Below are 25,613 nucleotides of genomic sequence, written 5' to 3' on the forward strand. Positions count from 1 at the left end.
GGCCGGTTCGGGTGCGGCGGCTCACAGCTCTGCGTCCCCCGCCTCGTCGGACGGCCACGGATCGCGCATCCACAGCTCGTCGGCCGGGGTGGGGGTGAGCAGCTCGGCGAGGGCCGCGTCCAGCCCGAGCCGCTCGGCCTCCGTCCCCGGCGGGACGACCCGCAGGGTCCGCTCCAGCCACGAGGACACGGCGCCCGAGGGGGCCTCCAGCAGGGCGTCGCCGTCGGGGGAGCTGAGCGCCATGCACACCACCGCCCGGTCCGCCGCCTTCACGGGCCAGATCCGGACGTCTCCGTGCCCGCAGGGGCGGAAGACGCCCTCGACGAGCAGCTCGCGGGCGAACGTCCAGTCCACCGGGGCGCTGGAGCCGGTGTGGAAGGTGATGTGGACGGCGTACGGGTCGTCGGTGAGGTAGCGCAGCCGGGCCGGCACCGGGACGCTGCGCTCGGGTGACAGGACCAGTTTCAGTTCCAGCTCGCGCTCGATGACGGGGTGGTGCATGGAGGCCTCGCTTCGGTCGGATCCGGGGGCCGGCGTGTGGCCCCGCACCCGCAGAGAGCGCCGAGGCGGCCGGATGTGACGCGACTTCGGGCCCCCGATCGCGGAATGGCCTGAAATTTTCGGTTGGCTTGAAACAGGTGGGCGGGGCGGTGTTCGCCCGAAGGCTTGGATTCTCCCGTTACCGGACCGGCCGGGAGGAGGTTCTTGGCTATGGTCCTCCCCTTGCACAAGCCTCAAGCCACGATCGGAGTTGGGGACATGACGGCCTCCCCTGGTGACGGCGAGCACGCGGCCCGCGAGGGCTACTACCCCGATCCGTCCATCCCCGGCTACGTCCGGTACTGGAACGGCCGCTCGTGGGTGCCCGGCACGGCCCGCCCCGCCGGACCGGGCGACCCGGTGGGCCCGCGGCGCTCCCGGCCCGAACCGGAGCCGGAGCCGGAGCCGGAGCGGGGCGCCGCGGGGGAGCGGGAGGCGGACCCGGCGGGTCCGGGCGCCTCCGGGGGCTCCGAGGCCCCGGCCTGGCAGGCCGACCCCCAGCACCAGGCGGGCTTCGGCGGCCCGCACGACCACCGGGTCTCCTGGGGCAGCCCGGCGGACGGGCCGGAGCCCGAGGCGGGCCACGCCCCCGCCCGCCAGGCCGGTGCCTCCCTCGGCCGCGGGCCGCACCCGGAGCCGCCGGACGGCAGAGGCCCGGCCGGGGCGGCGGAGCGCGGGCCGGGCGTCTCCTTCGCCCGTACGCCGGCCGCCGCGGCGGCCCCCGCCCCGGCCGCGCGGTCCTCCGAGGGCATCGGGATCCTGTCGGCGCGCTCACCCGCCGCGGCAGCCGCCCCCGCCGCCCCTGCCTGGCCCAGCGTCCCCGGCGGCACCGCCGGGTCCGGGCTCACCTCCTCTTGGCCCGAGGCGACCGTCCTCCCCGCCCCCGCGCCCGACCCCGCCCCGCCCGCCCCGCGCCGGGAGGACCCGCCGGCCGCCGCGGAAGCCGCCCGCCGGGAGGCCGGAGCCGCCCTCCCGGAGGCCGCGCCGGCCGCCCCGCCGCGCGCCCGGCGCCCCCTCGACGACGCGCCCCTCCCCGCCGCCGCGCCCGCGCCCTCCGCCGCCCCCCGCCCCGCTCCCGAGCGCCGGACCCGCTGGGAGGACCGGTCCGCCCCGTCCGCCGCCCCGTCCCCGTCTGCCCCTGCCGGGGAGGTCCGGCCCACCGCCCGGGCCGTGTTCGAGGAGATGGCGGAGCGGGCCGTCCGCCCCGCCGGGCTCGTCCGCCGGGCCGCCGCCCGCACCCTGGACACGCTCGTGCTCGCGGCCGTCGCCGCGGCCGCCGCCCGGCCGCTCCTCCCGGCGGTGGCGGCCCACCTCCAGGCCAAGGTGGACGCGGCGCGCGGCGCCGACGAGGCCACCACCGTGTGGCTGTTCGACGCCACCATCGCCGGATACCTGGGCGTCGTCCTGGCCGTCCTCGTCGTGTTCGCGCTCTGCTACGAGGTGCTGCCCACCGCCCGCTGGGGCCGCACCCCGGGCAAGAGGCTGTGCGGCGTCCGGGTGCTGTCCTCGGCGACGCTCCGCCCGCCCGGCTTCGGCGCGGCGCTCTCCCGCTGGCTCGTCGGTGCCTTCCTCGGGCCCGTCGGCTGGCTCTGGTGCCTCGGCGACCGCCCCCGCCGCCGCGGCGCCCACGACCGGGCCGCGGGCACGTACGCGGCCCGCTGACGCCCCGTCGGACGGCTCCCCGGCCCCGCTCTGCGCGCCCTCCCCCCAACGGACGCCCCCGCGTTGCGGCCCCGGTGCCCCCGGGTTCGACTCGGGGCATGAGCTCCGACCAGCCGCCGCAGGGCCAGCCGCCCGAGGACGACCCCTTCCTCAAGAGGCCCCACGACCCGACGCCGCCGCCGGGCGGCTCGCCGTACGACACCCCGCCCACCGGCGGCACGCCCCCCGGCGGGCCCCCGCCCGGAGGCACCCCGCCCGGAGGCCCGCCCCCGGGCGGCCCGGGCGGCCCCGGCGGATACCCGCCCCCGCCGCCCCCGTACGGCAGCGACCCGTACGGCTCAGGCGGCGGCCCAGGCATGCCCGACCCGCTGGCCGGGATGCCGCCGCTCGCCGACTTCGGCAGGCGGCTCGCCGCCCGCATCATCGACCTGGTCATCGTGTTCGTCCCGCTGTTCCTGATCCAGCTGGCGCTCGGCACGAACCGGTACGTCGTCGAGACGGACCGGGGCGAGGACGTCACCGAGGTCATCACCAGGTCCTACAGCGGCACCGGCCTCGCCATGACGCTCATCTCGATCATCGCCTACGTCGGCTACGACTGGTTCTTCACCAAGAAGGACGGCAAGACCCCCGGCAAGAAGGCGATGGGCCTGCGGGTGGCGATGCTCAACGACGGCAGCGTCCCGCAGTCCGGTCCCGCGCTCGGGCGGGCTGCGATGCTCTGGCTGCCCACGCTCATCTGCTGCCTCTGCCTGTGGCCGCTCGCCCTCATCGTGTCGATCCTGGTGGACAAGCCGTACCGCCAGGGCCTCCACGACAAGGTGGCCAAGACGGTGGTCGTCACCGCCCCCTAGTGCTGTGGCCGGGAAGGTTCACCCGGTCACAGCACTAGCGGTGCACAGGCTGTTCGGCGGCGGCCGGCCGGGGTTCGGACTCCCGGGCGGCCGCCGCCCCGTGCGGACGGCCCCCGCGCCGCGGGTCGGCGGCGGCGACCGCGACGAGCACGCCGAGGCCGAGAGCGGCGGTGGCGACGAACCCGACGCCGGCCACGGAGCGCGCCTGCGTCAGCAGCAGCAGGACGAGCGTCGAGACGACGACGGCGGCGGACCCGTACACGAGCTGGGCGGCGGTCGGGCGCGGCGGCATGGGTATCCGTCCTCGGGGGCGGGAGGGGGGAGGCGGCTGGGCTGGGTCGCGCGCAGGTGACTCTACGCCGAGGGATGCCCGTACGGAACGGGCCGTAAGCGTGACCTGACCCACGGTTGCCGGTGCGCGGGGGGCGCACGGGCTCACACCCCCGTCTCACATGCCGGTCGGGACGCGCCGTTCGTCCCGGAAGGCCGAGGAACGTCCGGATAGCGGAACTCGCCCACCGCATAGTGCAGTTGTAAGGAAGAAGTCAAGGTCTGTCTTTTCTTTAGACTCTCCGGTCAAATGTCGTCACTTGAGACGCGCGCCGCGCGGGACCCCCCAACTCCTATGGAGATGTTCCGACCATCCATGCGGCCGCGGGAGGGGAACACATCAAGTGACGAGCAACTCTGTCCGGCGGCGCGCGCTGCGCGCCGCTGCCATCGGCGTGGCCATCGCCGCGTGCGCCGCGACCGGCACCGCCTTCACCGCCCAGGCCCACAGCGCGCCGGCCCCGGCCGCGGGCGCGCCGGCCGCCGACAAGCAGGACCCCACCGCCCCGGCGAAGACGAAGGTCGACCACGACCTCAAGGGTCCCTTCAGCGACCAGCAGGCCCAGCAGCGCGAGGCCGCCCTGGACCAGGTGCTGGCGGGCAAGAAGAACGTCGAGCAGCGGGGCGCCTCCAAGGTCGTCAAGCTCGACGACAAGAAGTACGTCGAGCTCGGCCGCGAGAAGACCGACAAGATCTTCACGATCCTCGTCGAGTTCGGCGACCAGGTCGACAACGAGACCACCTTCGACCCGGACGGCCCGGACGGCCCGAAGCCGCCCGTCGTGAAGTACGGCGGCACGCCCGGCCCGCTGCACAACACGATCGCCCAGCCGGACCGCGCCGACAACAACAGCACCGCCTGGCGCAAGGACTTCAGCCGCGAGTACTTCCAGGAGCTGTACTTCGGTACGGGCGAGGGCAAGCACTCCCTGAAGACCTACTACGAGCGGGCCTCCTCGGGCCGCTACTCGGTCGAGGGCGAGGTCTCCGACTGGGTCAAGGTCCCGTACAACGAGGCCCGCTACGGCTCGAACTACTGCGGCCAGAGCAACTGCTCCAACGTGTGGGACACCGTCCGCGACGGCGTGACCGCCTGGACCGAGGCGCAGAAGAAGGCCGGCAAGACCGACGAGCAGATCAAGGCGCAGCTGTCCCAGTACGACCAGTGGGACCGCTACGACTTCGACGGCGACGGCAACTTCAACGAGTCCGACGGCTACATCGACCACTTCCAGATCGTCCACGCGGGCGAGGACGAGTCGGCCGGCGGCGGCAAGGAGGGCGCCAACGCCCTGTGGGCGCACCGCTGGTACGCCTACGGCACCAACGCGGGCAAGACCGGCCCGGAGAACAACAAGGCCGGCGGCACGCAGATCGGCGACACCGGCATCTGGGTCGGCGACTACACGATGCAGCCGGAGAACGGCGGCCTCGGCGTCTTCGCCCACGAGTACGGCCACGACCTCGGCCTGCCGGACCTGTACGACACCTCCGGCGGCGGCGAGAACGGCGTCGGCTTCTGGTCCCTGATGTCCGCCGGCTCCTGGCTCGGCGAGGGCAAGGACTCCATAGGCGACATGCCCGGCGACATGACCGCCTGGGACAAGCTCCAGCTGGGCTGGCTGAACTACGACACGGCCAAGGCCGCGACGAAGTCCACCCACACGCTCGGTGTGTCGGCGTACAACACCAAGGACAAGCAGGCGCTGGTCGTCGAGCTGCCGAAGAAGCAGGTCAAGACGGACATCACCGCCCCTGCCGAGGGTTCCTCGCAGTGGTGGAGCGGCATGGGTGACGACCTCAAGAACACCCTGACCCGCTCGGTCGACCTGACCGGCAAGAAGTCCGCCGCCCTGTCCCTCAAGGGCTGGTGGGACATCGAGAAGGACTACGACTACCTCTACACCGAGGTGTCCACCGACGGCGGCGCCACCTGGACCGCCCTCGCCGGTACCGCCAACGGCAAGGCCATCCCGGTCGACGCCGCGGGCTCGCCGTCGCTGACCGACGTCTCCGGCGGCTGGCAGGACCTGAACTTCCCGCTCGACGCCTACGCGGGCAAGAAGTTCGACCTCCGCTTCCGCTACCAGACGGACGGCGGCGCGGGCGGCAAGGGCTTCACGGCCGACGCCGTCACCCTGACCGCGGACGGGTCCGCGCTGTTCACCGACGGCGCCGAGAACGGCGACAACGGCTGGACCGGCAAGGGCTTCTCCCGGATCGGCGCGGGCTTCACCAAGGACTACGCGCAGTACTACATCGCGGAGAACCGCCGCTACGTCTCGTACGACTCCACCCTCAAGGTGGGCCCGTACAACTTCGGCTGGGCGAACACCCGCCCGAACTGGGTCGAGCACTACCCGTACCAGGACGGCCTGCTGATCTGGCTCTGGGACACCTCCCAGAAGGACAACAACACCAGCCAGCACCCCGGCCAGGGCCTGATCCTGCCGATCGACGCCAACGCCAAGCCGATGAAGTGGTCGGACGGCACGCTGCTGCGCAACAAGATCCAGCCGTACGACGCGACCTTCAGCGCGTACTCCACGGACGCGTTCACGCTGCACAAGAACGGCGAGTCGCTCTTCCTGAAGCCCAAGCGGGCGAACATGGTCTTCGACGACCACAAGGGCAAGTACTACTACGACGAGAACCCGACCGGCTCGGTGAAGGTGTCCGACACCAACACCAAGATCAAGATCAAGCGGGAGACCTACGACGGTCTCCAGATGACGATCGAGGTCGGCCCCTCCAAGTAGTGATCCGGTAAAACAGCAGGTCACGCCATGATCGGCCGTCGCCCACTAGCGGGCGGCGGCCGATCGCGGTTTGATGCGGAACGACCACCGCACCGACGCCCAGCTGACGGGGGAGACGCAGCGCATGCCCGCAGGAGGTTTCACCAGGCTCCCGAACGGGAGCGTCGTCGTGGCGCTGACCCTGCCGCGACCCGCCGGGAACGGCGAGGCCGGGCCCGTCCGGGTCCTGGTCCACGCCGCGAACCGGGCCCGCGCCCTGACCAGGCTGCGCAACCTCGGCATGCGCGCCGTGTACCTGCGGGGCAACACGGAGCCGCCGACTCCGGACGAGGTCACCGCGGTCCTGCACCATCCGGACGGGCTGCTGTGGCGGGCCCTCCCGGACCGCGGCGACCTGTGGCGTCCGATACGCGCCCTGCTGCGCGGGGCCTGAGCGGCGGCACAGGGCCTTCAGGCGCCCCGCACGACGGGCGTGCCGATGAGTTCCACTCCCGCCTTCCGGAGCTCCTCCAGGGCCCGCTCCGTGGTGTGCGGGGCCACGCCCGCCGTGAGGTCGAGCAGGACGCGGGTGCGCAGGCCGGCGCGGGCGGCGTCCAGCGCGGTGGCGCGGACGCAGTGGTCGGTGGCGATGCCGACGACGTCGACCTCGCCGACCTCGCGCTCGCGCAGCCAGTCGGCGAGCGGGGTGCCGTTCTCGTCGGCGCCCTCGAAGCCGCTGTAGGCGGCCTCGTGCGCGCCCTTGCTGAACACGGCGGCGACGGCCCCGGAGGCGACGGCGGGCGCGAAGTTCGGGTGGAACCCGACCCCCTCGGTCCCGGCGACGCAGTGCACGGGCCAGGAGGTCTCGTAGTCCGGCTCGGCGGGCGGCGCGGCGAAGTGGGCGCCCGGGTCGACGTGGTGGTCGCGGGTGGCGACGACGTGCCGGTACACGGCGGTGGACTGGCCGATCAGCTCGGTGACGGCGGCGGCCACCTCGGCCCCGCCGGCGACCGCGAGGCTGCCGCCTTCGCAGAAGTCGTTCTGTACGTCGACGACGATCAGTGCGCGGTGCATGTCGCATGCCCTTCGGCTTGTGTCGGTGTGCTGCGGCGGGCCCCTGCACGGGGCCTCTTCCCCCGTCCGGCGCCACACAATGCAGCCCCGCCGGGGTTTGTGGATCCCGCCCCGCCGGCGTCTGCGGCGCGGGGGTCGCGGCGGCCGGGGCCCCGGGCCGGGGTCAGACGTACTCGGTCGGGATGACGGCCTCGCCGCGCGACAGCTGCGTCGCGGACAGCGGCAGACCGCCCCGGGCCCGCACGTGCCGCTCCCGCGCGGCGTCGAGCGGCTCCCGCGCGACGACCTCCCCGCCCTTCACGAGCGGTGCCAGCAACTGCTGCCCGGCCAGCGCGGCCGGCACGGCCCCGGTCCCGACGACCTCCGCCTCCGCGACCCCGTCCGCGTCCAGCCGCCGCGCGGCCCACTTCCGGCCCCCGAGGGACGTCTTCCCGCTCGCGGACTTCTTCGCGACCGGCACGAGCGGCGCCTTCGGGTCGGCGGACTCGGCGCGCGCGACGAGCTTGTAGACCATGGAGCAGGTGGGGTGCCCGCTGCCGGTGACGAGCTGCGTCCCGACCCCGTACGCGTCCACCGGCGCGGCGGCGAGCGAGGCGATGGCGTACTCGTCGAGGTCGGAGGTGACGACGATCCGGGTCTGCTCCGCGCCGAGCTCGTCGAGCTGCTGCCGCACGCGGTGGGCGACGAGGAGCAGGTCGCCGGAGTCGATGCGGACGGCGCCGAGCCCGGTGCCGGCGACCTCGACGGCGGTGCGGACGGCTTCGGCCACGTCGTACGTGTCCACCAGCAGGGTGGTGCCGCTGCCGAGGGAGGCGACCTGCGCGGTGAAGGCGTCGCGCTCGGTGTCGTGGAGCAGGGTGAAGGCGTGGGCGGAGGTGCCGACGGTGGGGATCCCGTAGCGGAATCCGGCGGCGAGGTCGGAGGTGGAGGTGAAGCCGCCGACGTACGCGGCGCGCGAGGCGGCGACGGCGGCGAGCTCGTGGGTGCGCCGGGCGCCCATCTCGATGAGGGGGCGGCCGCCGGCGGCGGAGGCCATCCGGGAGGCGGCGGCGGCGATCGCCGAGTCGTGGTTGAGGATCGACAGGATGACGGTCTCCAACAGCACGCATTCGGCGAAGCTGCCCTCGACGCGCATGACCGGCGAGCCGGGGAAGTACACCTCGCCCTCGGGGTAGCCCCAGATGTCGCCGGAGAAGCGGTAGGAGGAGAGCCAGTCGAGGGTGCGCATGTCGACGACGGCGCGTTCGCGCAGGAATTCGAGGACGGCGCTGTCGAAGCGGAAGTTCTCGACCGCGTCGAGGACGCGGCCGGTGCCGGCGACGACTCCGTAGCGGCGTCCTTCGGGCAGGCGCCGGGTGAAGACCTCGAAGACCGAGCGGCGGTCGGCGGTGCCGTTCGCCAGGGCGGCCTGCAGCATCGTGAGCTCGTAATGGTCCGTGAAGAGCGCTGTCGACGGCACGTCCACCGGCAGGCCCAGGTCCGCAGGGTTCATGGCAGGGATGCTAGCGCACATTTCGTCAGAGTGACGAAATGTGGGGCCTGTTTGTGCGACGGGCCCGTCACAGTGGCAGCATGGGACGGGTGAGTGTTGCTCCCATTGAGATCGAACGCACCGAGTCCGCCGAAGAGGTATCCGCGGTCCCCGAACCCGACGTCCCATGGGTGACCCTGGTGCACAACGACCCCGTCAACCTCATGAGCTACGTGACGTACGTGTTCCAGGCGTACTTCGGCTACCCGAAGGACAAGGCGCACAAGCTGATGCTCGACGTCCACCACAAGGGGCGGGCCGTCGTCTCCAGCGGCACCCGCGAGGAAATGGAGCGCGACGTGCAGGCCATGCACGGCTACGGCCTCTGGGCGACCCTCTCCCAGGACCGGATCTGATGGGGCGGACCGCGGGCATGTTCGAGCCCCTCAAGGGCGGCGGAGCCGCCATCGCGCTGGACGAGATCGAGGTCTCCATCCTGCGCTCCCTGGCCGTCCAGCTCCTGGAGCTGATCGGGCCGGGCGCCCCCGAGCCGGACGCGGACGCCGATCCGCTCGCCGTGCTGTTCGCCGAGGCGGGCCAGGGGCCCACGGAGCGGCCCGCCGACCCCGCGCTGGCCCGCCTCTTCCCCGACGCGTACGGCGGCCCCGGCACCCCGGAGGGCGCGGACCGGGCCCGGCTGGACGACTGGTCGGCGGAGTTCCGCCGCTACACCGAGAACGACCTGCGCGCGCGCAAGCGCGAGGACGCACTGGCCGTCGTCCGCAGCCTGGACGGGCTCGCCGCGGCCGGCGGCGGGGAGGCGTCCCGGCTGGAGCTGACCGGGGAGCAGCCGCTGCGCTGGCTCGGCGCGCTCAACGACCTGCGGCTGACGATCGCGGCCCGCCTGGAGATCGCCGAGGACGACGAGAGTGCGGCGCTGTTCCGGCTGCCGGACGACGATCCGCGCAAGCCGATGGTGATGGCCTACCTGTGGCTCGGCGGGCTCCAGGAGACCCTCGTCGAAACCCTCTGACAACGCTCAAATCCGGATAACGATCAGATAACCGCCATGAAATGATCTGGCGGGCTTATCTCCACTTGTCCCGATTTTGTCGTGCCCTGCATCACATGTGCGACCTTTGATGATCTGTACGCCCGTGATAGATCTTGCCGATCGCCGACGGGGCGCCACCCATGCTCCCGCGGCCTGCCGGGACCGGCTGACCGCCGGCGTGCAACTCCATCCGTATCCGGGGGGATCGAGGACCCGATCCGCAGCCGCTCCAGGCGCGGGTCGGCGTGGAGAAAGGCGCACCACACCATGACCTCTGTGCAGGTCGAGCAGCACCACAAGGCGTCCGGGGAGGGCGCCGCGGCCGAGGGTGGCGAGGGGTACCACCGCACACTCGGCGCCCGCCAGATCCAGATGATCGCGATCGGCGGCGCCATCGGCACCGGGCTCTTCCTCGGCGCCGGCAAGGCCATCTCGAAGGCGGGACCGAGCCTCATCCTGGCCTACGCCCTCGCGGGCCTGGTCATCTTCTTCATCATGCGCGCCCTGGGCGAGCTCCTGATGTACCGGCCCGTCGCAGGCTCCTTCTCGGACTACGCCCGGGAGTTCGTCGGCCCGTTCGCCGGCTTCGCCACCGGCTGGACCTACTGGCTCTTCTGGGTCGTCACCGGCATCACCGAAGTCACCGCCGCAGCCCAGTACATGGCGTACTGGACCGGCGACAGCTTCCCGCAGTGGGCGTACGCGCTCGTCTTCACCGTCGTCCTCTACGGCGCCAACCTGATCTCCGTGAAGCTCTTCGGCGAGCTGGAGTTCTGGTTCTCCATGGTCAAGGTCACCGCCATCGTCGGCATGATCCTCATCTGCGCCGGCATCCTCACCATCGGCTTCTCGGACGCCGCGGAGACCGCCTCCGTCGCCAACCTGTGGAACGACGGCGGCTTCTTCCCCAAGGGCATCGGCGGCACGCTGATGACCCTGCAGATCGTGATGTTCGCCTTCCTCGCCGTCGAACTCGTCGGCGTCACCGCCGGCGAGTCCAAGGACCCGGCGAAGACGCTGCCCAAGGCCATCAACACCGTGCCGTGGCGCATCGCCGTCTTCTACGTCGGCGCGCTCATCATGATCCTGTCGGTCGTGCCGTGGACGCACTTCCAGCCCGGCGTCTCCCCGTTCGTCGCCGCCTTCGAGCGCATGGGCCTCGGCGTCGGCGCCGCCATCGTCAACTTCGTGGTGCTCACCGCCGCCCTGTCCTCCTGCAACTCGGGCATGTACTCCACCGGCCGCATGCTGCGCGACCTCGCCCTCAACGGCCAGGGCCCCAGGCTGTTCACCCGGCTCACCAGGAACGGCACCCCGCTGATCGGCACCACCTTCTCGGCCTCGCTGATGCTGGTGGGCGTCTGGATCAACTACGTGGCCCCCGGCAAGGCCTTCGACTACGTCGTCTCCTTCGCCACCATCTCCGGCATGTGGGCCTGGATCATGATCCTGGTCTGCCAGATCCGCTACCGCGCCCGCGCCGACCGCGGCGAACTCCCCGGCTCCGCCTTCCGCGCCCCCGGCGCACCCTGGACCAGCTGGTTCGCCCTGCTCTTCATCGGCATGGTCGTCGTCATGATGGGCGCCGACAAGGACGCCCGGGTCTCCCTGTACTGCGCCCCGCTGTGGGGCCTCGCCCTCGGCCTCGCCTACCTCGCCATCCGGCGCGGCAGCGGCGGCGGCCGCGGGGCCCGGGCCGTCGCCAAGGCCTCCGCGGGCACCGGCGCCTGACCGCGCGGGGCAGCCCCGGGGCCCCGCCCCGCGCACCCCCTGTCCGGCATTCGGGCCCTCCCGTACCACACCTCGGTACGGGAGGGCCCGTCTGCTTATCCTGTCGGTCATGCTGACCCTCACCCAGGCCCTGTACGACCAGATCGTCGCGCACGCCCGCAAGGACCACCCCGACGAGGCGTGCGGCGTCGTCGCCGGCCCCGCGGGCACCGGCCGGCCCGAGCGGTTCATCCCCATGCTGAACGCGGCCCGCTCGCCCACGTTCTACGAGTTCGACTCCAAGGACCTGCTGCGGCTCTACCGCGAGCTCGACGACCGGGACGAGGAGCCCGTGATCGTCTACCACTCGCACACCGCGACCGAGGCCTACCCCTCGCGCACCGACGTCGCCTACGCCAACGAGCCCGGAGCCCACTACGTCCTGGTCTCCACCGCCGACACCGACGCCCTCGGCGAGTTCCAGTTCCGCTCCTACCGCATCGTCGACGGCGTGATCACGGAGGAGGAAGTGCAGGTCGTCGAGGCCTACTGACCGACATGTGAGCGGATTCCGTCCACGATGCGGAATCACACTCCATTCGGGCGACCGGGAATCGTTAACATGACCGCATGGTTTTCCCCGACGTGAGCACCGAGAAGCCCGGCAGGCCCCTGCTCGTGGCACGGCTGCACGTCGACCTGTGCCGCCTCGCCAGCAGTATCTGTCCTGCCGCCTGAGCACCGCAGCCCCCTCGCGCCGGGGCCGTCAAGCCGCGCGCCCCTTCTCCTCCCCGCACCCATCCGACTGGAGCCTGCCATGGCCATCGAGGTCCGCATCCCGACCATCCTCCGCACCTACACCGACGGCGAGAAGGCCGTCACCGGCGAGGGCGGCACCCTGTCCGAGCTCTTCGCGGACCTGGAGACGCGCCACAAGGGAATTGAGGAGCGCATCGTCGACGGCGGCAAGCTGCGCCGCTTCGTGAACGTCTACCTCAACGACGAGGACGTCCGCTTCCTCGACGGCATCGCCACCCCCCTCAAGGACGGCGACAGCGTGACGATCCTCCCGGCGGTCGCCGGCGGCGCCGCCTGATGCGCTACGACTCCCCGCTGGCCGCGGTCGGCAACACCCCGCTCGTCCGGCTGCCCAGGCTGTCGCCCTCCGAGGACGTCCGCATCTGGGCCAAGCTGGAGGACCGGAACCCGACCGGCTCGATCAAGGACCGCCCCGCGCTCCACATGGTCGAGCAGGCCGAGAAGGACGGCAGGCTCCACCCCGGCTGCACCATCCTGGAGCCCACCTCCGGCAACACCGGCATCTCCCTGGCGATGGCGGCGAAGCTCAAGGGCTACCGGATCGTGTGCGTCATGCCGGAGAACACCAGCCAGGAGCGCCGCGACCTTCTCGCCATGTGGGGAGCCGAGATCATCTCCTCGCCCGCGGCGGGCGGCTCCAACACCGCGGTCCGCGTCGCCAAGGAGCTGGCGGCCGAGCACCCGGACTGGGTGATGCTCTACCAGTACGGCAACCCCGACAACGCGGGCGCCCACTACGCCACCACCGGGCCCGAGATCCTGCGGGACCTCCCCTCGATCACCCACTTCGTGGCGGGCCTGGGCACCACCGGCACCCTGATGGGCGCCGGCCGCTACCTGCGCGAGCACGTCGACGGCGTGAAGATCGTCGCGGCCGAGCCGCGGTACGACGACCTCGTCTACGGCCTCCGGAACCTCGACGAGGGCTTCGTGCCCGAGCTGTACGACGCCTCGGTGCTCACCACCCGCTACTCGGTGGGCTCCGCGGACGCGGTGGCCCGCACCCGCGAACTCCTCCAGCAGGAGGGCATCTTCGCGGGCGTCTCCACCGGCGCCGCCCTCCATGCGGCGATCGGCGTCGGCCGCAAGGCGGTCGCCGCCGGCGAGACCGCCGACATCGTCTTCGTCGTGGCCGACGGAGGCTGGAAGTACCTGTCGACCGGCGTCTACACGGCGGCGACGACGGAGGAGGCCGTCGAGGTCCTCCAGGGCCAACTCTGGGCCTGACGGCCCCCGGAGGCCGGCGGGCGGGGCTCCGCCCGAGGCGCCCGCCGGCCCACCAGCCCGCCGGCCCACCAGCCCGCCGGCCTCCGCCCGAGGCCCGGGGCCGTCCGCCCGCGCGGGCGGACGGCCCCGGCGGTCAGCGCGCCAGGAGGGCCGCCAGCACCGCCGCGTGGCTGGAGTCCGGTTCGCGGACCGCGGTCAGCAGGGTCAGCGGACCCCGCTCCGCCAGGGCCCGCAGCCGGTCCAGCTCCGCCGCGGGCTCCGGTTCCGCCAGCTCCGCCTCGTACCGCTCGCGGAACTCCTCCGCGCCGACGCCGCCCGCGTGGTAATCCCTGCGGAGCTCCGCGGACGGGGTGACCGCCTTCGGCCACTCGTCCACCGCCGCGTCCGCCTTCGCCAGGCCGCGCGGCCACAGCCGGTCCACCAGGACCCGCACCCCGTCCGCCCCCGGCTCCGGGGGGTCGTAGACGCGCCGCACCCGCACCGCCGCCCGCACCATCAGCGTCCTCCTCCCAGTCCCTTGACCTCGTCCCACACCGCCGGGTCCAGCGTGCCCAGCCGGCGCCGGAACTCCCACACCCACACCTCCGACGGGCGGTCCGCCTCCAGGTACCCCACCCGGCCCGGCGTCACCCCGACCGTCCCCGGCGGCAGCGGGACCACCCCGGCCCGCCGGTCGTCGTACTTCCCGCTGATCCAGGCGACGCGCGCCCGGTGCGCCCGTACCGGCCGGGACGCCAGCACCAGGCACGGCCGCCCGTCCGCCAGGCACCACAGCTCGCCCGGCCGCGGCTGCGGCGCCGGGCCCCGGCCGTGCGGCGGCGGGGCCCGCCGGCCGGCGCCCGGCCGCACCCCCGCGACCAGCACCAGCAGCAGCACGGCCACCACCGCCGCGGCCGCCGGCCACCAGGACGTGTCCATAGTCCGACGGTAGTCGCGCCCGCACGCCCCGGCGCGGCAGTGCACCGCCGCCCGCGCCGCCCCGCAGCGGCAACTCCCGGGCCCCGCATCGCTCTGCCGGGTGACACCACAGGTGATTCGCCCCACAACGGCCTGCCGCGGAGGAGCGACCCGACGTTTCGCGCCTTACGCTCGACCCACGCACGGCCCGCACTCCGTCCACGGACCGTCCCGGAGGTTGTCACTCCATGAAGCTCACCGTCGTCGGCTGCTCGGGGTCGTTCCCGTCCGCGGAATCGGCCTGCTCGAGCTACCTCGTCGAGGCCGACGGCTTCCGGCTGCTCCTCGACATGGGCAACGGCGCCCTCGGCGAGCTGCAGCGCCACTGCGGCCTGTACGACCTCGACGCGATCTTCCTCAGCCACCTGCACGCCGACCACTGCATCGACATGTGCGCGTACTTCGTGGCCCGCTACTACCGCCACGAGGGCGGCCGCTGCGGCCCCCTCCCCGTGTACGGCCCGGAGGGCACCGAGAAGCGCCTGACGACCGCGTACGAGGACGTCCCCGACGAGCGCTCGATGAGCGAGGTCTTCGACTTCCGCACGCTGAAGCCCGGTGCCTTCGAGATCGGCCCGTTCCAGGTCCGCACCGAGCGGGTCAGCCATCCGGTGGAGGCCTACGGCATCCGCGTCGAGCACGGCGGCCGCTCGCTGGCCTACTCGGGCGACACCGGGGTCTGCGCGGAACTGGGGGCGCTCGCGGAGGGCGTCGACCTGTTCCTGTGCGAGGCGTCGTTCACGCACGGCAAGGAGGACATCCCCGGCCTCCACCTCAACGGCCGCGAGGCGGGCGAGTGCGCGCGCGAAGGCCGCGTCGGCAGGCTCGTGCTGACCCACATCCCGCCGTGGACGGACGCCCGCCGGAACCTCGCCGACGCGCGCGCGGCGTACGGCGGTCCGGTGGACCTGGCGTACGCGGGCGCCGTGTACGAGGTCTGAACCGGGGCCGCCGCCGCGCCCGCATACGGCGGAGCCCCTGCCCTCCCGTCACGGGAGGGCAGGGGCTCCGGTCGTATCCGGCTGAGGCGGCGGCCCTTACTTGGCCTCCGCCTTCTGCAGCTCGGCGAGCTCCTCGTCGGACTCGCGGCCCGGCGTCGGCAGGTTCCACTTGATGATCGCGAAGCGGAAGACCGCGTAGTAGACCACCGCGAAGCACAGGCCCACCACGACGATCCCCAGCGGCTTGGTGGAGATGCCCAGGTTCAGGAAGAAGTCGATCGCACCGGCGGAGAAGCCGAAGCCGCTCTTCATGCCGAGCGCCCACGTCAGCGCCATGGAGATACCGGTCAGCACCGCGTGGACCGCGTACAGCACCGGGGCGATGAACATGAACGTGAACTCGATCGGCTCGGTCACGCCGGTGACGAAGGCGGTCAGCGCGAGGGAGAACATCATGCCGCCGACGACCTTGCGGCGCTCGGGGCGGGCGCAGTGGACGATCGCGAGGCAGGCCGCAGGAAGCGCGAACATCATGATCGGGAAGAAGCCGGTCATGAACTGGCCGGCGGAGGGGTCGCCCGCCAGGAAGCGGGCGATGTCGCCGCTCTTGCCCTCGTACTCGCCGGCCTGGAACCACGGGAAGGAGTTCAGCAGGTGGTGCATGCCGACCGGGATCAGCGCACGGTTGACGACACCGAAGATGCCCGCGCCGACGGCGCCGGAACCGACCAGCCACTCGCCGAGGCCGTGCAGACCGGTGCCGAGGACCGGCCAGACGAGGCCGAAGAGGATGCCCATGGCGAGGCCCGCGAAGGCGGAGAGGATCGGGACGAGGCGGCGGCCGCCGAAGAAGCCCGCCCAGTCCGGCAGCTTGGTCCGGTAGAAGCGCTGGTAGAGCAGGGCGACGACGATGCCCATGACGACGCCGCCGAGGACCTTGGCGTCGACCGGGGCCTCGACCTGTACGATCTTGCCGTCGACGACCTTGGACAGCTTGGGCAGGTTCGGGTCGGTGAAGGTGGCGAGGACCTTCTGGAAGACCAGGTAGCCGGTCACGGCCGCGAGCGCGGTCGAGCCGTCGGACTTCTTCGCGAAGCCGATCGCGATGCCGACCGCGAACAGCAGCGCCATGTTGCCGATGATCGCCTCGCCGCCGGCGGCCATGTAGCTGCCGATGGTGTTGAGGAACGACGGCAGGTCCTTGTCCGCCAGCATGTCGTCCTGGCCCAGGCGGATCAGGAGCGCGCCGGCGGGGAGCACCGCGACGGGGAGCATGAGGCTGCGGCCGATGCGCTGCATGACAGCCATCGCGCCGGCGCCCTTCTTCTTCTCGGCCGCGGGGGCGGCAGCCGTGGTCACAACTTCCTCCAGGGGGCAAGGCGCCGCCAGAGGAGCAAGGGGGACGGCGACGTCTTATTTGGGGGTGACGCGGACTCCCGATGGACCCGCGTGGTCTACACCAATGCGTGGTGTAGACCAGTTTTAGCACGGTCGGGGTTAGATAAGGAACCTTCGATTTTCTGTGGCCTGCGCCACACTCCCAGCCCCCGCGTGTGTCCCGCGGCACACCCCGCACCGCCGGAGCGCCCACGGCCCGGACCCGGGCAAGCGGAAGGCCCCCGCACCGAAGTGACGAGGGCCTGCGCCGACCGGCAGCAGAACGGACGGGAGCGGCTACGCCTTGGTGTTCTCGGCCCGCATCGCCTCGATCTCCTCATCCGACTCCCGCCCCGGCGTCGGGATGTCGAACCGGGTGATCGCGAAGCGGAAGACCGCGTAGTACACCGCCGCGAAGCCCAGCCCGATCGGGATGATCAGCCACGGCTTCGTCGCCAGCCCCCAGTTGATGATGTAGTCGATCAACCCGGCCGAGAAGCTGAACCCGTCCTTCACGCCCAGCGCCCACGTCACCGCCATCGACACACCCGTCAGCAGCGCGTGGACCGCGTACAGCGCCGGCGCCACGAACAGGAAGGAGTACTCCAGCGGCTCCGTGATCCCCGTGACGAACGACGTCAGCGCCACCGACAGCATCAACCCGCCCACCTCCTTGCGGCGCTGCGGCTTCGCGCAGTGCGTGATCGCCAACGCCGCACCCGGCAGGGCGAACATCATGATCGGGAAGAAGCCGGTCAGGAACAGGCCCGCCTCCGGGTCCCCGTTCAGGAACATGTTGATGTCGCCGTGCACCGTCTTCCCCTCCGGCGTCGTGTAACTGCCGAACTGGAACCACACCGGCACGTTCAGGAACTGGTGCAGCCCGATCACCAGCAGCGCACGGTTCGCCACACCGAAGATCCCGCCGCCCCACGCCCCCAGCCCCGTCAGCCAGTCCGAGAAGGCCTCCAGCCCCGCACCGACCGCCGGCCACACCCACAGGCACAGCGCGGCGAACCCGATCGCCACGAACGACATGATGATCGGCACCAGCCGCCGCCCGTTGAAGAAGCCCAGCCAGTCCACCAGCTTCACCCGGTGGTACCGCTGCCAGAACCACGCCGTCAGCAGACCCATCACGATCCCGCCGAACACCCCCGGGTTCTGGTACGAGAACTCCACGAACGTGTTGTTGTCGTCGGTGAGGCAGCCCGTCCCCACCACCCGCGTCCCCCCGGGGCACTCGTTCGGAAACGCCCGCAGCACCCCCCGGTACACCAGGAAGCCGGCCACCGCCGCCAGAGCCGTCGACCCGTCCCCCTTCTTCGCCATCCCGATCGCCACGCCGACGCAGAACAGCAGCGGCAGCCCCAACTCCGGATTGAGCAGCGCCCCGCCCGCCCCGGCCATCACCTTCGCCACCACATCCCAGTCCAGGCCGTCCGGACCGAACACGTCGTCCTGGCCCAGCCTGGTCAGGATCCCCGCCGCGGGCAGCACCGCGATCGGCAGCTGCAGGCTCCGCCCCATCTTCTGCAGCCCCTGGAACAGGCCGCTCCACCACTGCTGCGGCGGCGCTGCCGCCGCACTGCCGTTCGCGCTCATCGGCTTCCTCCCCTGCGGGCCCGTTTGGGCACGTGCGGTCCGTGCGGCACACTGGTGTAGACCACTCCGGGTGCGGTCGCACACCCCGCCCGGAGGACAGGTCACTGCTGATCGTCATCATTCGGCAGACGCCGGAACCGCGCTCGAGAAACTGGGCCAACAGTGGGCTACCGTGACGAAACGGTTCCCGCGCCCGCCCGGGACCGCCGAGACCGTTCTTCGGAGAACAGGGAGAAACGCATGGCCACCAAGGCTGAGAAGATCGTCGCCGGGCTCGGCGGCATCGACAACATCGAAGAAGTCGAAGGCTGCATCACCCGCCTGCGCACCGAGGTCAACGACCCCGAACTCGTCGACGAAGCCGCCCTCAAGGCCGCCGGCGCCCACGGCGTCGTCAGGATGGGCACCGCCGTCCAGGTCGTCATCGGCACCGACGCCGACCCCATCGCCGCCGAAATCGAAGACATGATGTGACCTGAGCGCACCGCGCCACCACCACGCCGGACCCCGTCACCCCGCACCCGACCCGACGGGGTCTTCGCGTACCGCCGCACCCACTAGGCTCGACGCCATGTCTCGCATCGACGGCCGTACGCCCGAACAGCTCCGCCCCGTCACCATCGAACGCGGATGGAGCAAGCACGCCGAGGGCTCCGTCCTCATCTCCTTCGGAGACACCAAGGTCTTCTGCACCGCCTCCTTCACCGAAGGCGTCCCCCGCTGGCGCAAGGGCAGCGGCGAAGGCTGGGTCACCTCCGAATACTCGATGCTGCCCCGCTCCACCAACACCCGCGGCGACCGCGAATCCGTCCGCGGCAAGATCGGCGGCCGCACCCACGAGATCTCCCGCCTCATCGGCCGCTCGCTGCGCGCCGTCATCGACTACAAGGCACTCGGCGAGAACACCGTCGTCCTCGACTGCGACGTCCTCCAGGCCGACGGCGGCACCCGCACCGCCGCCATCACCGGCGCCTACGTCGCCCTCGCCGACGCCGTCGCCTGGGGCCAGTCCAAGAAGCTCATCAAGCCCGGCCGCAAGCCCCTCACCGGCACCGTCGCCGCCGTCAGCGTCGGCATCGTCGACGGCGTCCCCCTCCTCGACCTCTGCTACGAGGAAGACGTCCGCGCGGAAACCGACATGAACGTCGTCTGCACCGGCGACGGCCGCTTCGTCGAAGTCCAGGGCACCGCCGAAGGCGAACCCTTCGACCGCAAGGAGCTCAACGCCCTCCTCGACCTCGCCGCCGGCGGCTGCGCCGACCTCGAAGCCATCCAGCGCACCGCCCTCGGCCTCTGAGAGAACCACCGGACGCCCCACGGCGTCCTCACCTGTACGGGCGCACGGTGTCACAGCCGTGCGCCCGTCCACATCCCCGCAGCCGACCCAGACCCGCAGCCGACCGACCGGACGCACGACCTCGTGAGGGACCACGCATGAAGCTCCGCATAGCCGCCGCGGCGGCGGCCGCCGCACTCGCCATCCCGGCCCTGACCGCCTGCGACGCGATCTCCACCGCCATGGACTGCGCCAACACCGCCGTCACCATCACCGAAGGCGTCGGCGACCTCCAGGAGGCCGTCTCCAACGCAGGCAACAGCCCGCAGGACGCCCAGAACGCCCTCAACAAGATCGACGAGAACCTGAAGAAGATCGGCGACCAGACCGACAACACCGACCTCGGCACGGCCATCGACTCCATGAACAAGGCCGTCCAGAGCGTCCGCACCTCCCTCCAGAGCGGCAACACCACCCCCGACGTCACCCCCGTCGCCGACGCCGCCAAGGAGATCTCCAAGGTCTGCACCCCGGGCTGACACCCGCAGGCGGGACCGGCCCGGACGGAATAATGGGCGCCATGACCTCGACGCCCCCGCGCCTCATCCTGGCCACCCGCAACCAGGGCAAAGTCTCCGAACTGCGCGCCATCCTGTCCGCTGCCGGCCTGCCCTACGAGCTGGTCGGCGCGGACGCGTACCCCGACGTCCCCGACGTCAAGGAGACCGGCGTCACCTTCGCCGAGAACGCCCTCCTCAAGGCGCACGCCCTGGCCCTCGCCACCGGCCTGCCCGCCATCGCCGACGACTCCGGCCTCTGCGTCGACGTCCTCGGCGGCGCCCCCGGCATCTTCTCCGCCCGCTGGGCCGGCCGCCACGGCGACGACAAGGCCAACCTCGACCTGCTCCTCGCCCAGCTCGCCGACATCGCCGACGGGCACCGCGGCGCCCACTTCGCCTGCGCGGCCGCCCTCGCCCTGCCTGACGGCACCGAAGCCGTCGTCGAGGGCCGCCTCACCGGCACCCTCCGCCACGCCCCGGCCGGCAGCGGCGGCTTCGGCTACGACCCGATCCTCCAGCCGCTCGGCGAGACCCGCACCTGCGCGGAGATGACCGCGGCCGAGAAGAACGCGATCTCCCACCGCGGCCAGGCCTTCCGCGCCCTGATCCCGGCGATCCGCGACCTGCTGGGCTGAGGCCGGTGATGCAGCGAAGGCCCCGTACGCGGCTGCGTACAGGGCCTTCTGCGTACCCGTGCGGTTGGGGGGACTCGAACCCCCACGGGTTTTACCCCACTGGGACCTAAACCCAGCGTGACTGCCAATTCCACCACAACCGCGACATCTTGCCCAATGCGGACATTGGGTCAGCCTGGGCTGTGCCCAGTCTAACGGGGCGGAGCCCGCGGGGGTGAAGGACTTGGGGCGGCGCCTGCGGCGCCACGTGTCCGTCAGGCCGTGGCAGTTGGGGCGTAGGGAGCGGAGGCTGCCCGGGCGGTTGTCCGGCAGGTGCCCGCCGGCATGGTCGATCCGTCCGACAAGCGGAACGGCCCGCCCCGGGAGGGGGCGGGCCGTTCCGAGGGCGGGGCCGTCAGATGCCCAGGTCCTTGATGATCTTCGCTACGTGGCCCGTCGCCTTGACGTTGTACAGGGCGCGCTCGACCTTGCCCTCCTCGTCCACGACGACCGTGGAGCGGATCACCCCCGTCACCGTCTTGCCGTAGAGCTTCTTCTCGCCGAAGGCGCCGTACGCCTCCAGCACCTTCTTGTCGGGGTCGCCGACGAGGGTGACCTTCAGGTTCTCCTTCTCGCGGAACTTCGCGAGCTTCTCCGGCTTGTCCGGGGACACGCCGATCACGTCGTAGCCGGCGCCGGCCAGCAGCTCCAGGTTGTCCGTGAAGTCGCAGGCCTGCTTGGTGCAGCCCGGCGTCAGCGCCGCCGGGTAGAAGTAGACGATCACCTTGCGGCCGAGGCGGTCGGCGAGCGAGACGTCCTTGCCGTCCGCGTCGGGCAGGGTGAAGGCGGGGGCGGTGTCGCCCGGCTGGAGTCGCTCGCTCATCTCGACAGTCTCCTCGGGAGGTGGATCGCTACGAGACGAGACTAAGCTGACAGACTGTCCACGGCGGATCACGCCCCCATGGGACAGGACCACGACGACGGAGGCAGCGCGGTGCAGGAAGCCAGGACCCCCGCACAGATCGAGGCGGACATCGTCCGCCGCCGCGAGCAGCTCGCCGAGACGCTCGACGAGATCGGTGTGCGCATGCACCCGAAGACGATCGTCGGGGACGCGAAGGCCAGGGTCGCCTCCACGGTCGACGAGACGGCCGGGCGGGCCGTCGTGGCGGCGAACCGCCTGTGGACGGACGTCAGGGACGGCCTGCGGTACGAGGACGGCACCCCGCGTATCGAGCGGCTGGTGCCGGTCGCGCTGGTGGCCGTGGGCGTGATCGGCCTGCTGGTGGTGTCGGCGCGCCGCCGCCGCTGACCCACCCCTGCGGCGGACAGGCCGGGCGCGGGCGGGTAGGTTCGGGGCGTGAGCGACGACACCAACACCACCACCCACGACAAGCTGCCCATCCGCATGCTGCACGACCGCGTGCTCGTGAAGTCCGACAAGCCCGAGGGCGAGCGGCGCTCGGGCGGCGGCATCCTGATCCCGGCGACGGCGGCCGTGGGCAAGCGGCTGGCCTGGGCCGAGGTGGTCGCGGTCGGGCAGAACGTGCGCAGCGTGGAGCCGGGCGACCGGGTGCTGTACGACCCCGAGGACCGGGCCGAGGTCGAGGTGCGGGGTGCGACGTACGTGCTGATGCGCGAGCGTGATCTGCACGCCGTGGCCGCGGAGCGGCTGGAGGGGGCGGAGGACTCCACGGGTCTGTATCTCTGATTTCGGGGTTCTTTGTCCGTGTGCGGGGCCGGTGGCGGAGGTCACCGGCCCTTCTGCATGCCTTTTGCTACGGTGGGTGGTGAACCCCGACGAGACGCGCCGTACCGGGTGGGAAAAGACGACGCACCGGTTTCCGTTCTCGTCTCGGAGGTGCCTGTCATGGCCTGGGTTCTGCTCGTTGTCGCCGGTCTGCTCGAGGTCGGCTGGGCGGTCGGCATGAAGTTCACGGACGGGTTCACCCGGCTGTGGCCGAGTGTGTTCACCGGTGCGGGCATCGTGGCGAGCATGCTGCTGCTGTCGTACGCGGCCCGGAGCCTGCCGATCGGTACGGCGTACGGGGTGTGGGTGGGCATCGGTGCGGCGGGCGCGGCGGTGCTGGGCATGGCGGTGCTGGGTGAGCCGGTGACGGCATCCCGGATCTTCTTCATCGTGCTGCTGCTGGTGGCGGTGGTGGGGCTGAAGGCGACGTCCGGCCACTGAGCGGGGCCCGCGGGCGTTCGGCCCCCGGGTGTCATTCCAGGTATGCGGAGGGCGGGCGGGGCCTGCTGTGGGGGCCGGTGCCGCCGGGTGTGTCCCGGGCGGTGCCCTGGCCGCCGGTGGCGCCGCGGAACAGGCCGCCGATGCCGCCCGGGCCGGTGTCGCCGCTGCCGCCGCCGGTGTCGGGGGCGCTGCCGTCGGTGCCGCCGGGGTTGGCGCCGGAGGTCCGGCCGTCCTGGTCTGCGTCGCCCTGTTCGCGGCCGTCCTCCTCGGGGCCGCCGGTGGGCCGGCCGGGCGGGGTGGTGGGGCCGGCGGGCTCGGGGGCGGTGGGCTCGCCGGACGGCGGGGGCGTCTCGGGCAGCGGCGGGGGCGGCGGTGAGGGGGCCGCGCCGGGCTGGAGGTCGAGGTCGAAGTCGACGGGGTCGGTGCCCTCCAGCGCGCTCCTGGTGTACTGGGCCCAGATCCGGGCGGGGTAGCCGCCTCCGCCGATGCGGGCCTCGCCGAGGGCGCCGTACAGGGATTGCGGGGTGCCGGTGTCGGGGTCCTGGCCCATCATCGCGACGACGGTGACGAGGGTCGGGGTGTAGGCGGCGAACCAGGCGGAGCGGTCCTCCTCGGCGGTGCCGGTCTTGCCCGCGGCGGGGTGGCCGGCGGCGAGGGCGGCGGTGCCGGTGCCGTTGTCGACGACGCTGAGGAGCATCGAGGTGGTGGTGTCGGCGGCTTCGCGGCTGATGGCCTGCTCGGGGCTGCGGTCGGGGAGTTCCAGGATGTCGCCGCCCTTGGTGATCTTCTCGATGAAGGTGTGGGGGGTGCGGCGGCCGTGGTCGGCGAGGGTGGCGTACGCCTGGGCCATGTCGAGGACGCTGGCCTGGAGGGTGCCGAGGGCCATGGCGGGGCCGGCGGTGAAGTTGGGCGTGTTCTCGGGGATGCCGAGGGCGATTGCGGTCCGCTTCACGCGGTCGGTGCCGACGTCGACGACCATCTGTGCGTAGACGGTGTTGACGGAGAGGTCGGTGGCGGTGGTGACGGTGATGTCGCCGTACGACTGCCGGCCCTCGTTCTCGGGGGCGTAGAAGACGCGGGTGCCGGTGACGCGGCGCTTGTTGTCGCCGTTGTAGACGGTGTTGGGGGTGATGGGCCGGCCGTCCTGGGTGCGGGAGCGGTTCTCGACGGCGGCGGCGAACACGAACGGTTTGAACGTCGAGGCGACCTGGTGGTCGTGGCGGGTGGCGTTGTTGACGTACTGGCGGGTGTAGTCGATGCCGCCGTACATGGCGAGGACCTTGCCGGTGGCGGGGTCGATGGAGACGCCGCCGGCCCGGACGAAGCGGTCGACGGGGCGGGCGGCGGGGTCGAGCCGGTTGAGCATGCGGTCGGTGACGGCCTCGGTGAAGTCGGCCTGCCTGCGGCGGTCGATGGTGGTGGTGATGCGGTAGCCGCCGGCGGAGAGGGTGTTCTCGTCGAGGATGCCGCGTTCGGTGATGTGGTCCTTGACGGCTTCGACGAGGTAGCCGCGCTGCCCGGACAGTCCGGCGGCGGGGCGGATCCGGCCCGGCTCGGGGAAGGAGGTCGCCGCCCGCTCGACCTCGGTGAGCCACTGCTTCTTGACCATGCCGTCGAGGACGTAGTTCCAGCGGGCGAGGGCCCGGTCGCGGCTGCGGGGGTGGGTGACGACGTCGAAGGTGCTGGGGGAGTTGAGGAGGGTGGCGAGGTAGGCGCCCTCGGCGGTGGTGAGGCGGCCGACGTCCTTGCCGTAGTAGGCCTGGGCGGCGGCCTGGATGCCGTAGGCGTTGCGGCCGAAGTAGCTGGTGTTGAGGTAGCCCTCCAGGATGTAGGCCTTGGACTTCTCGCGGCCGAGTTTGATCGCGATGAAGAACTCCTTGGCCTTGCGTTTGATGGTCTGCTCCTGGCCCAGGTAGTAGTTCTTGACGTACTGCTGGGTGATGGTGGAGCCGGACTGGCGGCCCTTGCCGGTGAGGGTGTTCCAGGCGGCGCGGAGCATCGCCTTGGGGTCGACGGCCCGCTCGGAGTGGAAGTCCCGGTCCTCGGCGGCGAGTACGGCCTCCTGCACCGTCCGGGGGATCTGCGAGAGCGTGACGTTGACGCGGTTCACCTCGCCGTCGCGGGCGAGTTGGGTGCCGTCGGAGTAGAGGTAGACGTTCGACTGGGCGGTCGCGGCGGCGTTGGCGGGCGGGATGTCGACGAGGAGGTAGCCGGCGATGAGGGCGCCGCCGACGAGCAGCGCGAGCGTGAGCAGGGTGCCGAGGGCGAGGCGCCAGCCGGGGACCAGGCGGCGCCAGCCGGTCCGCTTGTGCCGGCCCCTGTGGTCCGGGCCGCCGGCGGCGGCGTACGGGGGCGTTCCGGCGCTGTGGCGGGCGGCTGCGGGGTTGTGGCGGGGGGTGTCGGGGTCGCGAGGGGGCCAGCCCGGTGGGGGTGACGGGTCGCTCATCGCCAGGACTCCTCGTGGCCGTTCGAAACATCCATGTCCGTACCGAAAAAGGTGTCTACCGGATGGCCGGTCGTTCCGGGCGGGACGGGCGTAAACCGGTCGCAGTGGTTCGCCCCTCCGCACTAAGCTCGCGCGTCTTTGGCCGATGCGGGGACGACGTGGGAACG

Annotated in this window: 29 protein-coding genes, 1 tRNA gene and 1 riboswitch; of the genes, 19 read left to right on the forward strand and 11 right to left on the reverse strand. The window is 72.0% G+C overall.

Features of this window, described 5'->3' with window-relative positions; all coding sequences use genetic code 11:
* Nucleotides 1-21: 21 nt before the first annotated feature.
* Complete coding sequence (locus MUK52_RS19950) at nt 22-501, reverse strand: SsgA family sporulation/cell division regulator (protein ID WP_114057716.1); 480 nt, start codon at nt 499-501, stop codon at nt 22-24.
* A gap of 258 nt (nt 502-759) precedes the next feature.
* On the opposite strand from MUK52_RS19950, the gene MUK52_RS19955 reads away from it, so the two are divergent.
* Together MUK52_RS19955 and MUK52_RS19960 are read left to right on the forward strand one after the other, a co-directional pair.
* Nucleotides 760-2,202, forward strand: coding sequence for an RDD family protein (locus MUK52_RS19955; protein WP_284578825.1), 1,443 nt, complete (start codon nt 760-762; stop codon nt 2,200-2,202).
* 98 nt (nt 2,203-2,300) lie between these two features.
* Nucleotides 2,301-3,056, forward strand: coding sequence for an RDD family protein (locus tag MUK52_RS19960; protein ID WP_114057714.1), 756 nt, complete (start codon nt 2,301-2,303; stop codon nt 3,054-3,056).
* 34 nt (nt 3,057-3,090) lie between these two features.
* On the opposite strand, the gene MUK52_RS19965 is transcribed toward MUK52_RS19960, so the two are convergent.
* Complete coding sequence (locus MUK52_RS19965) at nt 3,091-3,348, reverse strand: hypothetical protein (RefSeq protein WP_114057713.1); 258 nt, start codon at nt 3,346-3,348, stop codon at nt 3,091-3,093.
* Between the two features lie 382 nt (nt 3,349-3,730).
* Here MUK52_RS19965 and MUK52_RS19970 point away from each other — a divergent pair, with 382 nt between their 5' ends.
* Both MUK52_RS19970 and MUK52_RS19975 read left to right on the forward strand, forming a co-directional pair.
* The gene (locus MUK52_RS19970; RefSeq protein ID WP_246042703.1) at nt 3,731-6,145 is read left to right on the forward strand and encodes an immune inhibitor A domain-containing protein; all 2,415 of its coding nucleotides are present in this window, start codon (nt 3,731-3,733) and stop codon (nt 6,143-6,145) included.
* 124 nt (nt 6,146-6,269) lie between these two features.
* Nucleotides 6,270-6,578: a hypothetical protein gene (locus MUK52_RS19975; RefSeq protein ID WP_114058941.1), complete on the forward strand. Its 309-nt coding sequence runs from the start codon at nt 6,270-6,272 to the stop codon at nt 6,576-6,578.
* Nucleotides 6,579-6,595: 17 nt separating this feature from the next.
* On the opposite strand, the gene MUK52_RS19980 is transcribed toward MUK52_RS19975, so the two are convergent.
* Together MUK52_RS19980 and MUK52_RS19985 are read right to left on the reverse strand one after the other, a co-directional pair.
* Nucleotides 6,596-7,198 (reverse strand): isochorismatase family protein, encoded by a 603-nt coding sequence (locus tag MUK52_RS19980; protein WP_114057712.1) that lies wholly within the window; start codon nt 7,196-7,198, stop codon nt 6,596-6,598.
* A gap of 163 nt (nt 7,199-7,361) precedes the next feature.
* Nucleotides 7,362-8,690, reverse strand: coding sequence for a nicotinate phosphoribosyltransferase (locus MUK52_RS19985; RefSeq protein ID WP_114057711.1), 1,329 nt, complete (start codon nt 8,688-8,690; stop codon nt 7,362-7,364).
* Nucleotides 8,691-8,770: 80 nt separating this feature from the next.
* Between MUK52_RS19985 and clpS the strand changes: the two genes are divergently transcribed.
* The 7 genes from clpS (at nt 8,771) to MUK52_RS20015 (ending at nt 13,479) form a co-directional block, all read left to right on the forward strand.
* Nucleotides 8,771-9,085, forward strand: a complete 315-nt coding sequence (clpS, locus tag MUK52_RS19990) for an ATP-dependent Clp protease adapter ClpS (protein WP_114057710.1) — start codon at nt 8,771-8,773, stop codon at nt 9,083-9,085.
* A complete protein-coding gene (locus MUK52_RS19995) occupies nt 9,085-9,702 on the forward strand; it encodes a DUF2017 domain-containing protein (protein WP_114057709.1) in 618 nt (205 codons plus the stop codon). The genes clpS and MUK52_RS19995 overlap by 1 nt, the downstream gene beginning before the upstream one ends.
* 288 nt (nt 9,703-9,990) lie before the next feature.
* Nucleotides 9,991-11,454, forward strand: coding sequence for an amino acid permease (locus MUK52_RS20000; RefSeq protein WP_246042702.1), 1,464 nt, complete (start codon nt 9,991-9,993; stop codon nt 11,452-11,454).
* A 109-nt stretch (nt 11,455-11,563) separates the two neighbouring features.
* Nucleotides 11,564-11,986 (forward strand): M67 family metallopeptidase, encoded by a 423-nt coding sequence (locus MUK52_RS20005; protein ID WP_114057708.1) that lies wholly within the window; start codon nt 11,564-11,566, stop codon nt 11,984-11,986.
* Between the two features lie 77 nt (nt 11,987-12,063).
* On the forward strand, nt 12,064-12,171 hold the full coding sequence (locus MUK52_RS33190; RefSeq protein ID WP_312845931.1) for a putative leader peptide: 108 nt from the start codon (nt 12,064-12,066) through the stop codon (nt 12,169-12,171).
* Nucleotides 12,172-12,250: 79 nt separating this feature from the next.
* The gene (locus MUK52_RS20010) at nt 12,251-12,529 is read left to right on the forward strand and encodes a MoaD/ThiS family protein (RefSeq protein ID WP_114057707.1); all 279 of its coding nucleotides are present in this window, start codon (nt 12,251-12,253) and stop codon (nt 12,527-12,529) included.
* A complete protein-coding gene (locus MUK52_RS20015; RefSeq protein WP_114057706.1) occupies nt 12,529-13,479 on the forward strand; it encodes a PLP-dependent cysteine synthase family protein in 951 nt (316 codons plus the stop codon). The genes MUK52_RS20010 and MUK52_RS20015 overlap by 1 nt, the downstream gene beginning before the upstream one ends.
* 133 nt (nt 13,480-13,612) lie before the next feature.
* On the opposite strand, the gene MUK52_RS20020 is transcribed toward MUK52_RS20015, so the two are convergent.
* Together MUK52_RS20020 and MUK52_RS20025 are read right to left on the reverse strand one after the other, a co-directional pair.
* Nucleotides 13,613-13,975: a DUF488 domain-containing protein gene (locus MUK52_RS20020; protein WP_114057705.1), complete on the reverse strand. Its 363-nt coding sequence runs from the start codon at nt 13,973-13,975 to the stop codon at nt 13,613-13,615.
* Nucleotides 13,975-14,397, reverse strand: coding sequence for a hypothetical protein (locus MUK52_RS20025; RefSeq protein ID WP_114057704.1), 423 nt, complete (start codon nt 14,395-14,397; stop codon nt 13,975-13,977). The genes MUK52_RS20020 and MUK52_RS20025 overlap by 1 nt, the downstream gene beginning before the upstream one ends.
* Nucleotides 14,398-14,624: 227 nt before the next feature.
* On the opposite strand from MUK52_RS20025, the gene MUK52_RS20030 reads away from it, so the two are divergent.
* Nucleotides 14,625-15,377 carry an MBL fold metallo-hydrolase gene (locus MUK52_RS20030; RefSeq protein WP_284578840.1) on the forward strand — a complete coding sequence of 251 codons (753 nt, stop codon included), beginning with the start codon at nt 14,625-14,627 and terminating at the stop codon, nt 15,375-15,377.
* Nucleotides 15,378-15,473: 96 nt separating this feature from the next.
* Here MUK52_RS20030 and MUK52_RS20035 read toward each other — a convergent pair whose 3' ends face one another.
* Entirely contained in the window at nt 15,474-16,685 is a 1,212-nt protein-coding gene (locus MUK52_RS20035; protein WP_284581737.1) for a PTS transporter subunit EIIC, read from the reverse strand.
* 366 nt (nt 16,686-17,051) lie between these two features.
* Nucleotides 17,052-18,359, reverse strand: a complete 1,308-nt coding sequence (locus MUK52_RS20040; RefSeq protein WP_114057702.1) for a PTS transporter subunit EIIC — start codon at nt 18,357-18,359, stop codon at nt 17,052-17,054.
* A gap of 162 nt (nt 18,360-18,521) precedes the next feature.
* On the opposite strand from MUK52_RS20040, the gene MUK52_RS20045 reads away from it, so the two are divergent.
* The 4 genes from MUK52_RS20045 to rdgB all read left to right on the forward strand — a co-directional run bounded on the left by MUK52_RS20045 (nt 18,522) and on the right by rdgB (nt 20,830).
* Nucleotides 18,522-18,833 carry a PTS sugar transporter subunit IIB gene (locus tag MUK52_RS20045; protein ID WP_281277958.1) on the forward strand — a complete coding sequence of 104 codons (312 nt, stop codon included), beginning with the start codon at nt 18,522-18,524 and terminating at the stop codon, nt 18,831-18,833.
* 97 nt (nt 18,834-18,930) lie between these two features.
* Nucleotides 18,931-19,656: a ribonuclease PH gene (rph, locus tag MUK52_RS20050; RefSeq protein ID WP_114057700.1), complete on the forward strand. Its 726-nt coding sequence runs from the start codon at nt 18,931-18,933 to the stop codon at nt 19,654-19,656.
* Between the two features lie 137 nt (nt 19,657-19,793).
* Entirely contained in the window at nt 19,794-20,174 is a 381-nt protein-coding gene (locus MUK52_RS20055) for a hypothetical protein (RefSeq protein WP_114057699.1), read from the forward strand.
* 41 nt (nt 20,175-20,215) lie between these two features.
* On the forward strand, nt 20,216-20,830 hold the full coding sequence (gene rdgB / locus MUK52_RS20060) for an RdgB/HAM1 family non-canonical purine NTP pyrophosphatase (RefSeq protein WP_284578844.1): 615 nt from the start codon (nt 20,216-20,218) through the stop codon (nt 20,828-20,830).
* A gap of 59 nt (nt 20,831-20,889) precedes the next feature.
* Here the strand turns inward: rdgB and MUK52_RS20065 are convergent.
* Nucleotides 20,890-20,973, reverse strand: a tRNA-Leu gene (locus tag MUK52_RS20065).
* Nucleotides 20,974-21,224: 251 nt separating this feature from the next.
* Complete coding sequence (bcp, locus tag MUK52_RS20070; protein ID WP_114057698.1) at nt 21,225-21,692, reverse strand: thioredoxin-dependent thiol peroxidase; 468 nt, start codon at nt 21,690-21,692, stop codon at nt 21,225-21,227.
* 111 nt (nt 21,693-21,803) lie between these two features.
* Here bcp and MUK52_RS20075 point away from each other — a divergent pair, with 111 nt between their 5' ends.
* From MUK52_RS20075 to MUK52_RS20085, 3 genes are all read left to right on the forward strand, one after another.
* Nucleotides 21,804-22,121 carry a DUF3618 domain-containing protein gene (locus MUK52_RS20075; protein ID WP_114058938.1) on the forward strand — a complete coding sequence of 106 codons (318 nt, stop codon included), beginning with the start codon at nt 21,804-21,806 and terminating at the stop codon, nt 22,119-22,121.
* Between the two features lie 96 nt (nt 22,122-22,217).
* Nucleotides 22,218-22,520, forward strand: coding sequence for a GroES family chaperonin (locus MUK52_RS20080; protein ID WP_114058937.1), 303 nt, complete (start codon nt 22,218-22,220; stop codon nt 22,518-22,520).
* Between the two features lie 61 nt (nt 22,521-22,581).
* Nucleotides 22,582-22,648, forward strand: a riboswitch (guanidine-III (ykkC-III) riboswitch).
* 31 nt (nt 22,649-22,679) lie between these two features.
* Complete coding sequence (locus MUK52_RS20085; protein ID WP_114057697.1) at nt 22,680-23,000, forward strand: DMT family transporter; 321 nt, start codon at nt 22,680-22,682, stop codon at nt 22,998-23,000.
* A 31-nt stretch (nt 23,001-23,031) separates the two neighbouring features.
* Here the strand turns inward: MUK52_RS20085 and MUK52_RS20090 are convergent, their stop codons facing one another.
* A complete protein-coding gene (locus tag MUK52_RS20090) occupies nt 23,032-25,446 on the reverse strand; it encodes a transglycosylase domain-containing protein (protein ID WP_284578848.1) in 2,415 nt (804 codons plus the stop codon).
* Between the last annotated feature and the right edge of the window lie 167 nt (nt 25,447-25,613).

The organism is Streptomyces sp. 2P-4 (assembly GCF_030167965.1).
GTDB classification, from domain to species: Bacteria; Actinomycetota; Actinomycetes; order Streptomycetales; family Streptomycetaceae; genus Streptomyces; species Streptomyces globosus_A.

Bases quoted from the DNA above. Each gene is read 5' to 3' on its own strand.
- MUK52_RS19950 (WP_114057716.1), bottom strand. From the start codon at position 501: ATGCACCACCCCGTCATCGAGCGCGAGCTGGAACTGAAACTGGTCCTG.
- MUK52_RS19955 (WP_284578825.1), top strand. From the start codon at position 760: ATGACGGCCTCCCCTGGTGACGGCGAGCACGCGGCCCGCGAGGGCTAC.
- MUK52_RS19960 (WP_114057714.1), top strand. From the start codon at position 2,301: ATGAGCTCCGACCAGCCGCCGCAGGGCCAGCCGCCCGAGGACGACCCC.
- MUK52_RS19965 (WP_114057713.1), bottom strand. From the start codon at position 3,348: ATGCCGCCGCGCCCGACCGCCGCCCAGCTCGTGTACGGGTCCGCCGCC.
- MUK52_RS19975 (WP_114058941.1), top strand. From the start codon at position 6,270: ATGCCCGCAGGAGGTTTCACCAGGCTCCCGAACGGGAGCGTCGTCGTG.
- MUK52_RS19980 (WP_114057712.1), bottom strand. From the start codon at position 7,198: ATGCACCGCGCACTGATCGTCGTCGACGTACAGAACGACTTCTGCGAA.
- MUK52_RS19985 (WP_114057711.1), bottom strand. From the start codon at position 8,690: ATGAACCCTGCGGACCTGGGCCTGCCGGTGGACGTGCCGTCGACAGCG.
- clpS (WP_114057710.1), top strand. From the start codon at position 8,771: ATGGGACGGGTGAGTGTTGCTCCCATTGAGATCGAACGCACCGAGTCC.
- MUK52_RS19995 (WP_114057709.1), top strand. From the start codon at position 9,085: ATGGGGCGGACCGCGGGCATGTTCGAGCCCCTCAAGGGCGGCGGAGCC.
- MUK52_RS20000 (WP_246042702.1), top strand. From the start codon at position 9,991: ATGACCTCTGTGCAGGTCGAGCAGCACCACAAGGCGTCCGGGGAGGGC.
- MUK52_RS20005 (WP_114057708.1), top strand. From the start codon at position 11,564: ATGCTGACCCTCACCCAGGCCCTGTACGACCAGATCGTCGCGCACGCC.
- MUK52_RS33190 (WP_312845931.1), top strand. From the start codon at position 12,064: ATGGTTTTCCCCGACGTGAGCACCGAGAAGCCCGGCAGGCCCCTGCTC.
- MUK52_RS20010 (WP_114057707.1), top strand. From the start codon at position 12,251: ATGGCCATCGAGGTCCGCATCCCGACCATCCTCCGCACCTACACCGAC.
- MUK52_RS20015 (WP_114057706.1), top strand. From the start codon at position 12,529: ATGCGCTACGACTCCCCGCTGGCCGCGGTCGGCAACACCCCGCTCGTC.
- MUK52_RS20020 (WP_114057705.1), bottom strand. From the start codon at position 13,975: ATGGTGCGGGCGGCGGTGCGGGTGCGGCGCGTCTACGACCCCCCGGAG.
- MUK52_RS20025 (WP_114057704.1), bottom strand. From the start codon at position 14,397: ATGGACACGTCCTGGTGGCCGGCGGCCGCGGCGGTGGTGGCCGTGCTG.
- MUK52_RS20030 (WP_284578840.1), top strand. From the start codon at position 14,625: ATGAAGCTCACCGTCGTCGGCTGCTCGGGGTCGTTCCCGTCCGCGGAA.
- MUK52_RS20035 (WP_284581737.1), bottom strand. From the start codon at position 16,685: ATGGCTGTCATGCAGCGCATCGGCCGCAGCCTCATGCTCCCCGTCGCG.
- MUK52_RS20040 (WP_114057702.1), bottom strand. From the start codon at position 18,359: ATGAGCGCGAACGGCAGTGCGGCGGCAGCGCCGCCGCAGCAGTGGTGG.
- rph (WP_114057700.1), top strand. From the start codon at position 18,931: ATGTCTCGCATCGACGGCCGTACGCCCGAACAGCTCCGCCCCGTCACC.
- MUK52_RS20055 (WP_114057699.1), top strand. From the start codon at position 19,794: ATGAAGCTCCGCATAGCCGCCGCGGCGGCGGCCGCCGCACTCGCCATC.
- rdgB (WP_284578844.1), top strand. From the start codon at position 20,216: ATGACCTCGACGCCCCCGCGCCTCATCCTGGCCACCCGCAACCAGGGC.
- bcp (WP_114057698.1), bottom strand. From the start codon at position 21,692: ATGAGCGAGCGACTCCAGCCGGGCGACACCGCCCCCGCCTTCACCCTG.
- MUK52_RS20080 (WP_114058937.1), top strand. From the start codon at position 22,218: ATGCTGCACGACCGCGTGCTCGTGAAGTCCGACAAGCCCGAGGGCGAG.
- MUK52_RS20085 (WP_114057697.1), top strand. From the start codon at position 22,680: ATGGCCTGGGTTCTGCTCGTTGTCGCCGGTCTGCTCGAGGTCGGCTGG.
- MUK52_RS20090 (WP_284578848.1), bottom strand. From the start codon at position 25,446: ATGAGCGACCCGTCACCCCCACCGGGCTGGCCCCCTCGCGACCCCGAC.